This is a genomic window from Kitasatospora sp. NPDC056273 (genome assembly GCF_042268845.1).
Lineage (GTDB): Bacteria > Actinomycetota > Actinomycetes > Streptomycetales > Streptomycetaceae > Kitasatospora.
Genome location: NZ_JBHJSJ010000103.1, coordinates 1 through 14739 on the forward strand (window position 1 = coordinate 1; position 14739 = coordinate 14739).

A 14739-nucleotide genomic window follows, 5' to 3' on the forward strand; every position below is an offset into this window, starting at 1 on the left:
CGCAACACGACCCACCCCCACAGATAGCCAACCCGCCCCGACCGGCACACACTTACTGTCCCACGCCCAACCCAACCGACTTCGCCAGCAGAGTCACCCAGCCGACTTCCTACTCCCGCACCTCCACCCCGCACCGGTAAGCGCCCGCCCAGGGAAACACCACATCCACGCGGTCGTCCGGCGGCCAGTGAGCCAGAGCCGCAACCGGCCACGGCGGACGCCGTCCAGGGCAGCACGGGAAGCCGCCGCCCTACTGACTTCCCACGCCCCAGCCCCGCCGCCTCCCACCAGGCCCACACGAGCACAGGAAGTCGACCCGGCCGACTTCCCACTCCCGCACCCCCGCCCCGCACCGGGAGGCGCCCGCCCAGGGAAACACCACATCCACACGGTCGTCCGGCGGCCGGTGAGCCCGAGCCGCAACCAGCTACTGGAGACGGCATCCCAGGCAGCGCGGAAAGCCAGCCTCAGCCGCCGCTACCCGACGCCCCAGCCCTGCCGTCCCCCACCACGCCCGTACAAGCACAGGAAGTCGACCCGGCCGACTTCCTACTCCCACCCGCACCGGTCGGCGCCCGCACGGGGGAACGCCGCATCCGCGCGGTCGTCCACCGTGTGGTGGGCCAGAGCCGTAAGCGGCCACGGGGGACGAGGAGCGCTGGAAGTCGATCCGGCCGACTTCCCACTCCCAGCCGGACCGCACCGGTCGGCGCCCGCACGGGGGAACGCCACGCCCACGCGGTCATCCGGCGGCCGGTGCGCCAGAGCCGAACCGGCCACGGAGGACGGCGTCCAGGAGGGGGAAGGCGCCGGGTGCTGGCGTGGCGGTTGCTGGCGGTTGGCGTGACAGCCGACGGCATGCACACGGCGCCTCGAACCCGGCCCGGCGCAGCCGACGGACTCAGCCGCCTTGCCAGTCACCGCGACGGCCCCAACAGCGCGGAGCCACCTCCCGGCATGACAGCCGACGGCACGCCCCGGGCCGCCAGCCGTCACACGGCGCTCCGGATTCGAACCGGCGCAGCCGAACGGACCCGACCCCCGTGCGGGCCATCGCGACGAACCCAACGATGCGAGCCGCCGGTCGGCATGACGCTCCTGACCACCAGCCGCCGCATGCCGCTCCGAGCCCCGCACGGCACGGCACGGCCGACCGGACCCGCTCCCGTTGCGGGCCGCCACGGTTGGCCCGCCGATGCGAGCCGTCGATCGCCGCCCGCGACCGGTCCACGTCACCGGCATGGTGCCGCCCGGTGGGCAGCCGCTGCGGCGGCCGCTCCCCCGTCCCAGTGCGTGCCAGTCCCGAAGCCGCGCTCCTGCGGCAGACGGCTCCGGTCGTCCAACGGCGGGCGGCCGGATCCCTGGAGCCGCCGCCGCGACCACGGCGGTCTCCTTCCCGCGGCCTGCCCAATGCCCCGCTCGCTCAGCGGCGGGATGGGAGCCAGGGGTGGCGGTGGGAGTGGGGGTGGAACGGTCTCCTCCCCACGGCCTGCCCGATGGCCCGCCCCTCAGTGGCGGGCGGGAGCCAGGGGTGGCGGTGGGAGTGGGGGTGGAACGGTCTCCTCCCCACGGCCTGCCCGATGCCCCGCCCCTCAGGGACGGAATGGGGGCCAAGGGGCGGCGGTGGGGGTGAGGGTGGCGCGGTCTCCTCCCCACAGCCCACCCGACGCCGCGCCCCCTCAGAGACGGGGCGCGGTCCAGGAAGCGGCGGTGGGAGTGGGAGTGGAACGGTCTCCTCTCCACGGCCTGTCCGATGCCCCGCCCCTCAGGGACGGAATGGGGGCCAGGGGGTGGCGGTGGGGGTGAGGGTGGAGAGGGATTGGCGGAGGCGGCGGACGGTGGGGTGGTGGGGGCCGTCGCGGCGTTCGCGTTCGAGGAGGAGGGGGAGGAGCCACTGCCAGGCGTTCTGGGGGTCTCCGGTGGCGGCGAGGTGGAGGCCGATGCGTTCGCGGAGGTCGTAGCCGCGCTCGGGGTCGGTGTCGAGGCCGGATTCGAGGCGGGTGGTGTGGGCGGTGAGGAGGGCCTGGTACTCGGCGAGGGCTTCGGGGCCGTGGCCGAGCCGGTCGAGGCAGATGGCGGCGCGGTAGCGGTGGTCGAGGCCCTGGGGGCCGTGCGGGCCGCCGTCGGCGGTGGCGGCGAGGCGGCGGTACTCGGGGAGGGCCTGCTGGGGGTGGCCCTCGTGCAGGAGGGTGCGGGCGTAGATGCTGCGGATGGTGCGCACCAGGGGTGCGGCGTCGCCGAGTTCGGCCTCGGCCCGGGACAGCAGGCGGGCGGCGAGGCCGAGTACCTCGGTGTGGCGGCCGGCGTCGACCAGGTCGGAGAGCCGGGCGCACTCGGCGCCGAGGTCCGGGCCCGTGGGAACGGGGGCAGGCGTCGGAGGGGTTGAGGGCGCGGGCGGGATGAGGAAGGGTCGCGGCTCGGAGCGGACCACCGACGGCGGGGCGGCCGGGGCAACCGGGGCGGCCGCCTCGGCCGGCGGCTGCGGCTGGTGCGGGTAGCGGAAGGGCCGGGCCGGGTCCGGCAGCGGGGTGTAGCGGGGCTGCGGGGCGCCGTGGGCCTGGGGCAGCAGCGGGAGCAGCCGCGCGTACACGGTCCGGGCGTCGGCCGGGCGGTCGGCGGGCTGCTTGGCGAGCAGGTCGAGCACCAGCTGTTCCAGCGGCTGCGGCACCTCGGGGCGCAACTCCCGCAGCGGGACGGGCGGTTCGTCGACGTGCCGGCGCAGGACGCCGAGCGCGGTGGGGGCCCGGAACGGCTCCTCCCCGGCCAGCATCTCGTGCAGCAGGCAGCCGAGCGCGTAGAGGTCGCTGCGCGGGTCGGTGGTGGCGGCGAGGGCCTGTTCGGGGGCCATGTAGGAGGGGCTGCCGACGGGCACGCCGGTGAGGGTGAGCCGGGTGGTCTCGGTGTCGAGGGCGGTGGCGATACCGAGGTCGAGCAGGACGGTGCGGCCGTCCTCGCGGACCATGACGTTGCTCGGCTTGAGGTCGCGGTGGACCACCGGGATGGCGTGGACGGCGGCCAGCGCGGTGCACAGCTGCGCGGCGACGGCCGCCGCGCGCTCGATCGGGAAGGGCGCGTCCTCGGCGATGAGGTCGGCCAGGCTGACGCCGGGGATGCGCTGCATGACGAGGTAGAGCTCGCCCTCGTCCTCGCCCGCGTCGAAGACGGTGACCAGCCCGGGGTGGTCGAGCGCGGCCGTGACCCGGCACTCGCGCAGGAAGCGGCGGCGCAACTCGTCACCGTGGCGGGCCCGTTCGCCGCCGGAGCCGGTCCCGCCGGGGACCAGGTGCTCGGGGCGGAGCAGCTTGACCGCGACCGGGCGGTACAGCCGTTCGTCCTGGCCGGCCCAGACCTGGCCCATGCCGCCGTGGCCGATCTTCTCGGTGAGCCGGTAGCGGCCAGCGATCAGCCGGGTGGCGGTCACGGCCGGTCCTCGCGGGCCTGGCGGCGCAGCAACTCGCCCAGCTCGCGCAGGTCGTGGGCGGTCTCGGGGGCCGGGGTCACCGGGCCCTGGGCGGCGGGAGCGGGCACGCCGTACCCCGGTACGGTCGCCGCGTACGGCGAGACGTCGGGCACCGCGTACGGCGAAACGGCCAGCGGCACGCCCGGCGGTACGGCCTGCGGCGCCGGCCGCCCGGCCAGCCAGACCGCGCGGCTGTCCATCACCAGGAAGTGCGCCGTCGGCAGGAGCCAGAGCACGGCCAGGGTGATCGAGCCGGTGGTGTCGGCGGCCGGATTCTTCAGGGTGCCCGCGATCCCGGCGGAGACGATCATGGTGAGCAGCAGCGCGCAGAACACCGCCGCGCCGAGGATGTCGTACGCCCGTCGGCGCCGGACCGCCAGCAGCAGCGAGGGGACGGCCCCGAGCAGGCCGAAGGTGAGCAGTGGGGCCAGCGCGCAGAGCACCCGCGCGACCACCCCGAACCGCCCGGGTACCGGAGCCTGTCCGGCCACCGCCACCGGCCGGGGCAGCCCACCCGGCCGCCCGCCCGGCACCGTGCCCGGCGCGTACCCCGGCCCCGGCCCCGGCCCGTACGGCGCTCCGCCGGGCGGCGGTCCGAACTGCCCGGGGTACTGCCCTGACATGCGCGCTCCTGAGCTGGTGAGGACCGGCACCGACGGACGGTGCGAACGGCTGCGCCCACCGTACCGCCAGGCCCGGTCGCCCCGGAGGGCTTCCGTCCGCCTGCTGCCGCATCGGTATCACGCCGGTACCGCGCCGGTACTGAGCCGTGGTCACCTCCGGAACGGACCCCGCCCCACCTGGGGACACCGCCGCCCACCGGAGCGGGGCGCGACGCCGACCCGAGGACGGGCCCCGGGGCGGGACCGGTCGTCCACGTCGGAGCCGCACGCCGCCTCGGGGTGCGTGCACCGCTGGGAGGTGTGCCCTACTCCGGCGGCGCCAGGGCGCCGGTCGCCAGGGCGTCGGTGGCGGCCCGGGTGAGGCCGCGGCCGAGGGCGGCGGCCTGGGTGAGGGCGGCGTCGAAGGCGGCGAGGCGGGCGAAGGCGGTGCCGAGGCGGTGCTGGGCGGGGAGGGGGAGGCGGGGCAGTTCGACGCGGCGGATGTCGAGGCGGGCGGTGGTGGTGGCGTGGCTGGCGGCGCGTCGGGTGCCGGCGGTGGAGCGGAACTGGCCGGCCAGGAACTCGGGGTCGAGGGCGGCGGGGTCGGGCCGCAGGAGGTGGAGTTGGCGGCCGAGGGCGGCGCCGACCAGCGGGCCCTCGGCGGGGACGACCCGGGCGGTGCCGCCGCCGAGGGCGGGGACCAGGACGTCGCCGGGGCGGGTGCGGACGTCCCCGGCCGGGCCGGGGCCGGTGGCGAGGACGGCGCTGGGGGCGGCTCCGGTGGCGAGGTCCTGGTCGGTGACGACGGGGGTGCCGCCCGAACCGGCCGGCCGGGTGGCGGCGCCGGTGCCGGAGGAGTACACCTCCAGCGCGCCGCCGCGGACCAGCTCGCCGATGGTGACCACCCCGACGGGCGCGACACCGGAGGCGCCGTCGGTCGCGGCGCCCGGCCGCGGCAGCAGCGTGACCGGGTCGGGCAGGTCGGCCAGCAGTTCGGCGAGCCGGCCGCCGAGGTGGGAGAGTTCGGCCGCGCCGCCGAGCGGGGCGGCGGGCGGGACGTGCCGGGCCGGGGAGAGGTCGGTCTCGTCGTCGAGCAGGTCGATGGCGGCCATCACCCGGTGGACGCCGGGGCGGTCGGCGGGAACGGGCAGGCCCTCGCGCGCGGCGAGGTCGAAGCCGCGCCAGGCGTCCAGGACGGTGCGGCGCAGCCCGGTCCAGTCGACCTTGTCCCGGCCCCCCTCGGCGGCCTGCGCCCCGGCGGCCCCGCCCGGTCCGGTAGGTGCCGGGCCGGAGGCCGACGCCCCGGCGTCCAGCATCAGCACCTGGCGGAAGTCGCTTCCCGGCAGGGGCGCGCGCAGCACCCACAGGTGCAGCGGGACGCCGTACGGCGGGGCGGCGCCGGCCGGCAGCGCGATGACGGCCCGCAGCGCGCCGGAGCGGAGCAGTTCGGCCCGGATGCGGCGGCCGGCCCGGCGGGCGGCGACGGTCGGCGGGAGCAGCAGCGCGGCGAGGCCGCCGGGGCGGGTGTGGGCGAGGCAGTGCAGCACCCAGGCGAGTTCGGACTCGCCGCGCGGCGGGACGAGCCCGCCGGGCCAGCGGGTGTCGTACTGCAGCTCGTCGTGGCCCCAGTCGCGCTCGTTGTACGGGGGCTGGCAGAGCACCGCCTCGAAGGTGTCGCCGGGGAAGCCGTCGGCGCGCAGGGCGTCGCCGGCCCGCAGGTCGAGCGGCAGCGGGCCGGGCTCGTCGGCGGGGGTGTGCAGGGCGATCCGGAGCCGGGCGAGGGCGGCGGCGACCGGGTCGGCGTCCTGGCCGTAGCGGCCGGTGGTCGGCGGGTGGGCGAGCAGGACGGAGCCGAGGCCGACGGCCGGGTCGAGCACGGTGGCGGGGACGCCGGCGACGGCGGCGAGCAGCTCGGCGGCCTCCGGCGGGGTGGGGCTGAGCTGGCGGGTGTTGGCCTCGGCGTACCGGGTGAGCAGCTGCTCGTACGCGCCGACCGGGCCGGCCTGGGCGGCGAGTTCGGCGAGCAGCCGGGCGAGGTCCAGCTGGGTGCTGCCGAGCAGGCCGGGGAGGCCGAGGGTGCGGGCGCCGTCCGGGCCGAAGGCGTGCACGGCGGTGCCGGCGACGGCCCGGGGCAGTGCGAGGGCGAGCCGGGTGTCGGGCCGGTCGGCGAGTTCGGCCCACTGTCCGGGCTCGCGGTGCAGCAGCAGGAGCAGGGCGCCCGCCTCGACCAGCGGGGCGGCGGGGTGGCCGGCCGGGTCGCGGAGGGTGTCGACGAGCTGCCAGACCCGCTCCAGCAGCGGGAGTTCGGCGATCTTGCCCTGGGCGCGCAGCCAGGACTCGACCTCGGCGAGCGCGAAGGCCGGGCTGGCGTCGGTGCCGCCGACCGGGCGCGGGAAGTCGGGGTGGCGGCGGCGCCAGTTACTGACCGCGGCCCGGCCGACGCCGGCCAGCCGGGCGATCTCGGCGGCGGTCACTTCGGGACGGTCCGGCACGGGGGCTCCTTCGGTGGGGGGCTGCGACCGCACTGCGGGCGGGGGCTGGGCGCCGGGCCTGGGGCGGGCGGCTCGGGGCTGTGACCGCACAGCATAGCGACGAGCCTCTCAATCCCAGTTCACATGTGAACAGAGCTCTTTTGTGAAATCGCATTGACATGGTTCACGCCCGAGTGGTGTGATCTCTCCGTCGCCACCGAACGGGGGCGGCGCCAGGAAGACCACCGATCACCGGGAGAACACCCATGTCCGCGACCACCCGCCGCCGCACCGCCTCCCTGCTGCTGGGCGCCGCCCTGATCACGCTCACCGCGACGGCGTGCAACTCCACCGGCGGCCCGTCCGTCGCCACCGAGCCCAAGCAGAGCGCCGCCGCGAGCGCGCCCGCCGGCGGCGGCAAGCCGGCCGACGCCCCCAAGGTGGCGCAGGTCGGCGACACCATCCCGCTCAAGGGCAACGACCCGGCCGACACCGCCGAGGTGACGCTGGTGAAGGTGGTCGACAACGCCGAGGCCGACAACGAGTACGTCCACCCGGCCGACGGCAAGCGCTTCGTCGCGGTCCAGTTCCGGATCAAGGCCAGCGGCAAGAAGGCCTACAGCGACGCCCCGGGCAACGGCGCCAAGGTGCTGGACGCCCAGGGCCAGGCCTTCGGCACCACGGTCGCCGACACCAAGGCCGGCCCGAGCTTCCAGGTCCCGGCCACCATCGCCCCCGGCGAGAGCGCCCTCGGCTTCGTCACCTTCGAGGTCCCGAAGGACGTCAAGCTCGACAAGGCCCAGTTCGGCCTGGACAGCGGCTTCGCCCCGCAGACCGGCCAGTGGAAGATCGGCTGACAGCCCTGTTCACAGCCGCAGCCCCGCCCCGCTCAGGCGGACGGACAGGCAGGCGGACAGAAACGGAACGGCGGCCCCGGGCAGAGCCCGAGACCGCCGTGGACCACCCGAGGGGCGGACGCTACTTCTTCGCCCCCGCCAGGTCGTCGAACATCGCCGACAGGAACTCGCTGCACCAGCCCAGCAGCTCCCGCCCGACCAGCGGCTTGCCGCCGATCCGCCCGGTGCTCGGGCGCGGCACCAGCAGCTGCTGGGCCGCCGCCTTCACCTGGCTGCGCGGGTAGAGCCGGTTCAGCCGCAGCTGCTGGGACTCCCGCAGCTCCACCGGCCCGAAGCGCACGTTGGAGCCCTGGAGGGTGATGTCCGAGATCCCGCACCGCCGGGCGTACAGCCGCAGCGCCGCGACCAGCAGCAGGTTCTCCACCGGCTCGGGCAGCTTGCCGTAGCGGTCCACCAGCTCGTCCCGGACCTGCTGGATGTCCTCCTCCGAGTTGACCGCGGCGATCGAGCGGTACGCCTGCAGCCGCAGCCGCTCGCCGGGCGCGTAGTCGTGCGGCACGTGGGCGTCGACCGGCAGCTCGATCTTCACCTCCAGCGGCTCCTCCTCCGCCTCCCCGCCGCCGGCCAGCGACTCGCGGAACTCCGCCACCGCCTCGCCGACCATCCGCATGTAGAGGTCGAAGCCGACGCCCGCGATGTGCCCGGACTGCTCGCCGCCGAGCAGGTTGCCCGCGCCGCGGATCTCCAGGTCCTTCATCGCGACGTACATGCCCGCGCCCATCTCGGTGTGCTGGGCGATGGTGGCCAGCCGCTCGTGCGCGGTCTCGGTGAGCGGCTTCTCCGGCGGGTACAGCATGTACGCGTAGCCGCGCTCGCGGCCGCGGCCGACCCGGCCGCGCAGCTGGTGCAGCTGGGAGAGGCCGAAGGTGTCGCCGCGCTCCACGATCAGGGTGTTGGCGTTGGAGATGTCGATGCCGGACTCCACAATCGTGGTCGACACCAGGACGTCGAACTCCTTCTCCCAGAAGTCGACGACGACCTTCTCCAGCTGGGTCTCCCCCATCTGCCCGTGCGCGGTGGCGATCCGCGCCTCGGGCACCAGGTCCTTCAGCCGGGCGGCCGCCTTGTCGATCGACTCCACCCGGTTGTGGATGTAGAACACCTGGCCCTCGCGCAGGAGTTCACGCCGGATCGCGGCCGAGATCTGCTTCTCGTCGTACGGCCCGACGAAGGTCAGCACCGGGTGCCGCTCCTCCGGCGGGGTGGTGATGGTGGACATCTCACGGATGCCGGTGACCGCCATCTCCAGGGTGCGCGGGATCGGGGTCGCGGACATGGTGAGCACGTCCACGTTGGCGCGCAGCTTCTTCAGCTGCTCCTTGTGCTCGACGCCGAAGCGCTGCTCCTCGTCGACGATGACCAGGCCGAGGTCCTTGAACCTGGTCTCGGAGGAGAACAGCCGGTGGGTGCCGATGACGACGTCCACCGAGCCCTCGAACAGCCCCTCCAGGACGGCCTTGGCCTCGCTGTCGGTCTGGAAGCGGGACAGCGCCTTCACCGTCACCGGGAAGTTGGCGTAGCGCTCGGCGAAGGTCGAGAAGTGCTGCTGCACCAGCAGCGTGGTCGGCACCAGCACCGCCACCTGCTTGCCGTCCTGCACGGCCTTGAACGCGGCCCGCACCGCGATCTCGGTCTTGCCGTAGCCGACGTCGCCGCAGATCAGCCGGTCCATCGGGACGGACTTCTCCATGTCGGACTTGACCTCGGCGATGGTGGTCAGCTGGTCGGGCGTCTCCGCGTACGGGAAGGCGTCCTCCAGCTCGCGCTGCCACGGGGTGTCCGGGCCGAAGGTGTGGCCGGGGGCGGCCATCCGGGCCGAGTACAGCTTGATCAGGTCGGCGGCGATCTCCTTGACCGCCTTCTTGGCCCGCTGCTTGGTCTTCGCCCAGTCCGCGCCGCCGAGCCGGTGCAGCGTCGGGGCCTCGCCGCCGACGTACTTGGTGACCTGGTCGAGCTGGTCGGTCGGCACGAACAGCCGGTCGCCGGGGTGGCCGCGCTTGGCCGGGGCGTACTCCAGCACCAGGTACTCGCGGGTGGCGCCCTGGACGGTGCGCTGCACCATCTCGACGTACTTGCCGACGCCGTGCGCCTCGTGGACGACGTAGTCGCCGGCCACCAGCGCCAGCGGGTCGATCGCGTTGCGGCGGCGCGAGGGCATCCGGCGCATGTCCTTGGTGGAGGACTTCTGGCCGGACAGGTCGGTCTCGGTGATGACCGTGAGCTTCAGGTTCTCGTCGACGAAGCCGTGCTCGATCGAGCCGCAGGAGACGTGGACGACGTCCCGGGTGGGCGCCTCGGCGAGGTCGGCGACCAGGCGGGCCGGGATGCCCTCGTTGCCCAGCACCTCGGCGAGCCGGGAGGCCGGGCCGTGGCCCTCGGTCACCATGACGACCCGCCAGTCGGCGGCCAGCCGCTCCTTGGCGTCGGCGATCGCCCGGGCGGTGTCGCCCCGGTAGGCCTCGACGGCGTGCATGCCGAGGGTCAGCGTGTTGGCGTCGAACTCCAGGATGCCGTCGACGGTCGACTCGCTGGTCGCGAACGGGCTGACCGACCACCAGGGCAGTCCGATCTCGGCGGCGTGCTCGCGCACCTCGGCGAGCGAGCGCAGCGAGGCGGCGGAGACGTCGATGGCCTCCAGGTCGATCGGCCGGTCCCCGCCCGCCGCGGCCGCGACCCAGGACGCGTGCAGGAACTCCTGGCTGGTCGCGACCAGGTCGGCGGCCCGGGTGCGGACCCGCTCCGGGTCGCAGACCACCGTGACGGAGCCGAGCGGCAGCACGTCCAGCAGCAGCTCCATGTCGTCCACCAGCACCGGCGCCAGCGACTCCATGCCCTCGACCGCGATCCCCTCGGCGATCCGGTCGAGGATCTCGGCCAGCCCGGGGTGCTCGGCGGCCAGCTCGGCGGCCCGGGCCCGCACCTCGTCGGTGAGCAGCAGCTCCCGGCAGGGCGGCGCCCACAGGCCGTGCTCGGCGATCTCCAGCGAGCGCTGGTCGGCGACCTTGAAGTACCGGACCTCCTCGACCTCGTCGCCCCAGAACTCCACCCGCAGCGGGTGCTCCTCGGTCGGCGGGAAGACGTCCAGGATGCCGCCGCGGACGGCGAACTCGCCGCGCTTCTCGACCAGTTCGACGCGCGCGTAGGCGGCGGCGGAGAGCCGGCGGGCCACCTCCTCCAGGTCGTACGACTCACCGCGCCGGACGGCCACCGGCTCCAGCTCGGCCAGCCCCTTGACCTGCGGCTGGAGCACCGAGCGGACCGGGGCGACGATCACCTGGACCGGACCGGCCGCCGGATCGTCCGCCCGCGGGTGCACGATCCGGCGCAGCACGGCCAGCCGGCGCCCGACGGTGTCCGAGCGGGGCGACAGCCGTTCGTGCGGCAGGGTCTCCCAGGCCGGGAACTCGGCGACGGCGTCGGCGGGCAGCAGCGAGCGCAGCGAGGCCGCGAGGTCCTCGGCCTCCCGGCCGGTCGCGGTGACGGCGAGCACCGGACGGCCCCGTTCCCCGGCGGCCTGCCCGGCGAGCGCGCGGGCCAGCGCGGCGATGGCGAACGGCCGGGCGGCGGGCGGCCCGACCAGGTCCAGGTGGCGGCGTCCGCCGGCCGCGGCTCCGGTGGCGGTGGCCGCCTCGATGGCCTCGGCGAGCGCCGCGTCCCGCGCGACGACATCGAGCAGTCCGGTCAGACTCATCTGGGGTCTCTTCTTCGTCCCGTGGCTGGTGCTGTCCCGGGGCGGCGAAGGCCCGCCGGGGCAACGCGAACGGCCCGGCACGCCGAGCGGCCGGGGGTCTCCAGCCTACGCCGCGGCACGGACACGCACGCGGTCCACGGCTCCGGCGGGGCCGGACCCGAGCCGGACCGGGGACCGCGCCGGGGCCGCACCGGCCCGGGGCGGGGGCCGAGGCGTCGGCCCCCGCCCCGGGCCGGCCCCAAGTTTTGTCAGGAACACATCCGGGAACGAACGGCTGGACGGACCACCGGTCCGGCCGGTGGACGAACCGACCGGAACCCGCACCGAACCGGGCACGGCCATCCGCCACGAACTGGACATACTCCTGTCACTGGCCGTCCATGGAGATCGCGCACCATGGTGAACGTGCCCGCCGCACCCAACCGTGGGGGATGGCTGTGGGGGCACTGTCGCACCCCCGATGGGGGTCGGAGGTGCGAGGCCGGGCGGCCCTGGGTGGGGGCGCCCGCCCAAGCGCCGGGAACCGTGGCGCCCTTTCCTGGAGGGCGCCACGGGTCTCGGCCTCTTTCGTTCCCGGGGCCTACCCCGTCGGCCGCCGTCCTATCCCGAACCCGGCCCCCTGTTCCGCCCCGGCACGACCGGCACCCCGGCACGACGAAGGCCCCGGCCCGCCCGGTGGGGGCGGTCGGGGCCTTCGCGGCGCGCGGTCGGGCGCCCGGTCAGCGGCGGTTGTAGCTCACCGTGTGCGGGGTCGCGTAGTCGCTGCCGTCGTCCACGATGATGATCTTCGGGACGATCCGGGTCTCGTCCTCCGACGGCTTCCCGGCGCCCTTCTCCACCGCGGCCGTCCCGTCGGCGGTCCCGCCGACCGTCTCCTCGGCGGGCGGCGCGGCCGGCTTCGGCGGCACCGGGCCGGTCGCCACGGGCCCGCCGATGGCCCTGGTGGCACTGCTGCCGACCACCGGCGTCCGCAGCACGGTCGCCGCCCCCTCCCGGGCGGCGGGGGCCTTGGCCCCGGCCGGAGCCGCGGGGGCCAGGGCCTTGCGCAGGTTCGCCACCGGGATCTCCCCGGTGTCCGCCTCCGAGTCCACCGGCGCGGCGTCGACGACGGCGTCCCGCGGCGCGGGGGTCGTGGCGGCCGCACCGGAGGCCTGGACGGCCGCGGCGGCCGCGGCCGCCACCTCGGGCTCGATCTGGCCGACCGCCGCCCCGGTGAGCGAGGCCAGCGTGGCCTTGATGTGGTCCAGGTGCTGCTGCACCGTGTCCAGCCGGGTGTCGAACTCGCGCTGCTCGCGCTCGCTCTCCGCGTTGATCTTCTCGGCCTCCCGGCGGGCCTGCTCGATCAGCTGGTCGGCCTTGGCCTGGGCGTCCGTCTCCAGCTGCTTGATCCGGTTCAGCACGGTCTCCCGCTGCTGTTCCGCCTCCTTGACCCGGCGCTCGGCGGTCGCCGAGACCTCGGTGTCCTCGGCGTCGGCCTTGGCCTGGGCGGCGGCGAAGGTCTCGTCGGCCTTGCGGCGCCGGGTGGCCAGCTCGGCCTCGGCCTGCTCGCTGGCCTCGGCGGCGGCCACCCGCACCTTGGCGGCGTAGGCGGTGGCGGCGTCCCGGGCGGAACGGCTCTCCCGGTCAGCGTCGGACCGGATGCCCTCGGCCTCGGCCCGGGTCCGCTCCTCGGTGCGGCGGGCGGCCGCGTCGGCGTCGGTACGGGTCGTGGTGCCGTACTCCTTGGCGGCGCGGTCGGCGGCCTGGCCGGCCTCGTAGACCTCGTCCCGCAGGTCCTCGGCGAAGCGCTCGGCCTTCTCCCGGACGGCGCGCGCCTCGTTCTCGGCCATCGCGGCCAGTCCGGCGGCCTGCTCGCTGAGCACCTGGTAGTCGGGCTCCGGGGCGTCCTCGGCGGTCCGGCGGATGTCGGCCAGTCGGGCCTCCATCTGCCGGATGCCTGCGCCCAGGACGCTCAGCCGCTCCCACGCCTCGTCACGCTGCGCGGTGAGGGCGGCGAGGGCTCGGTCGACCTGCTCGGGCACGTAGCCACGGCGGGCCTGGGTGAAGCCGTACTGGGGGACGGCGTCGCTCATGGGCTCTTCCCCTCGTTTCGCGGGCTGCGGAGCCCATGATCGGACGGAACGGACGGATCCGGAACCGGTTCGGAGGCCGGGGCCGGATTCCGCCGTCGTACGGACCGGAATGTGTCGAGGACCGGACGAATAGACCCATCCTCTTGACCTATTTTGCGCAGATCCGGGCGAAACCCCAACGAGGCACGGCTGCGTCGGCATGCCGAAGGGGTCGTTCCGGACACCGGAACGACCCCTCCCACCTGCGAGGATCAGCGACGACCCGCTACAGCAGGCCGTCCCAGAACTGCTCCAGCAGCACGGCCCACCACGTGTCCGCGTTCTGCAGGGCCGCCGGGTCGATCGCGGCGAGCTGGGCCTGGAAGTCGGTCGTCCATCGACCGGCCTGGTCCGGCGTCAGCCCGTACCGGAGCCGCCACATCCGGCCCAGCAGGGCCAGCGAGCGGACGAACTCCGGTACACCGCTGTTGACGAACCGGGGCGGCTGGCCGGTTCCATCGATGTCCACGGCCACCACGTGCGCGGTGCCGTACTGGACGCACAGCTGGCGGCCGTAGTCGTTGCCCAGCACCAGGTAGCCGCCGAAGTCCGGGCCCGCGGCGAGGCCGCGCTCGGCGGCCAGCTCGGCGAGCGTCGGGATCGGACGGCCCTCCTGCGCCTGCGCCCAGAAGAACGGCCCGAAGTCGCGCGGCAGCCCGGCCCACATCAGGGTCTGGGACACCGGCTCGGGCACGCCCTGGCGGGAGACGGCGCGCTGCTCGTAGCGGAACAGGTTCTGCCCGAAGGCGGCCCCGGTCTCCTGGGCGAGCTGCTGCGGCGGGAGCGGCGGCAGCGCCTGGACCGTCCCCGGCGCGGGCGGCGGCACCCGGAACGGGCGGACCCGCTGGGCGCCGGACGCCAGCTGGTGCAGCTCGTCCAGGTGGTCGAGCAGCTCGGCCATCCCGGCCTGCCGGGAGGCGTGGTCGCGGCCGTACGGGGCGGTGTGGGTGAGCCGGACGTTCGGCCAGGACGCGGCGATCATGCGGTTGCAGTAGCCGCCCGGCAGGTCGCAGGACTCCAGCTCGGTGTAGAGCTCCAGCACCTGCTCCGGCGGCACGTTGAGCCGGCGCAGGTCCTGGAGGATCTTCCACTCCGGGTGCGGGGTGCCGGGCTCGCTGCGGTGCAGCAGCTTCTGCTCCGAGCCGTCCGGGCCCCGGTAGCTGAGCGCGGCGAAGTACCCCGGGCCGACCGCGGGCACGCCCGGCGGCACCGGCACGGGCGGCGGCGAACCCGGCACCACCGCTGGCGGGACGACCCCGGCGGCGCCGGGCGCGTTCGGGTAGCCGTAGCCGGCCGCGGGCGCGGCGGGGGCCGCCGGACCACCGGGCGGCGGCGGGACGGCGGGACCGCCGGACGGCGGGGTGCCCGGGTCCGCCGGGGCGGCCAGCAGCGCCGGGTCGATCGCGCCCGCCAGCTGGGTCGCCTCGTACGACGGACCGGACGCGGCCGGGCCGGCGGCCGGCGCGGCCTGCGGGGCCACCGGGGCC

General features: G+C 75.6%; 7 protein-coding genes. 1 reads left to right on the top strand and 6 read right to left on the bottom strand.

The genetic code is table 11. The features are described 5' to 3' along the window. Window positions 1-1765: 1765 nt before the first annotated feature. From ACFCY1_RS40685 to ACFCY1_RS40695, 3 genes are all read right to left on the bottom strand, one after another. Window positions 1766-3421 (bottom strand): protein kinase, encoded by a 1656-nt coding sequence (locus ACFCY1_RS40685; RefSeq protein WP_375877758.1) that lies wholly within the window; start codon window positions 3419-3421, stop codon window positions 1766-1768. Beyond that, the gene (locus ACFCY1_RS40690; RefSeq protein WP_375877759.1) at window positions 3418-4083 is read right to left on the bottom strand and encodes a hypothetical protein; all 666 of its coding nucleotides are present in this window, start codon (window positions 4081-4083) and stop codon (window positions 3418-3420) included. Before ACFCY1_RS40690 ends, ACFCY1_RS40685 begins: the two co-directional genes overlap by 4 nt. A 305-nt stretch (window positions 4084-4388) precedes the next feature. Continuing rightward, window positions 4389-6554 carry an N-6 DNA methylase gene (locus ACFCY1_RS40695; protein WP_310593163.1) on the bottom strand — a complete coding sequence of 722 codons (2166 nt, stop codon included), beginning with the start codon at window positions 6552-6554 and terminating at the stop codon, window positions 4389-4391. 245 nt (window positions 6555-6799) lie between these two features. Between ACFCY1_RS40695 and ACFCY1_RS40700 the strand changes: the two genes are divergently transcribed. After that, complete coding sequence (locus tag ACFCY1_RS40700; protein ID WP_375877760.1) at window positions 6800-7390, top strand: DUF4352 domain-containing protein; 591 nt, start codon at window positions 6800-6802, stop codon at window positions 7388-7390. Between the two features lie 121 nt (window positions 7391-7511). Here the strand turns inward: ACFCY1_RS40700 and mfd are convergent, their stop codons facing one another. The 3 genes from mfd to ACFCY1_RS40715 form a co-directional block, all read right to left on the bottom strand. Beyond that, the gene (mfd, locus tag ACFCY1_RS40705) at window positions 7512-11141 is read right to left on the bottom strand and encodes a transcription-repair coupling factor (RefSeq protein ID WP_375877761.1); all 3630 of its coding nucleotides are present in this window, start codon (window positions 11139-11141) and stop codon (window positions 7512-7514) included. A 719-nt stretch (window positions 11142-11860) separates the two neighbouring features. Beyond that, complete coding sequence (locus tag ACFCY1_RS40710; RefSeq protein WP_375877762.1) at window positions 11861-13213, bottom strand: hypothetical protein; 1353 nt, start codon at window positions 13211-13213, stop codon at window positions 11861-11863. Window positions 13214-13478: 265 nt separating this feature from the next. Continuing rightward, a partial coding sequence (locus ACFCY1_RS40715) for an SUKH-4 family immunity protein (RefSeq protein WP_375877763.1) occupies window positions 13479-14739 on the bottom strand: 1261 nt, incomplete at its 5' end.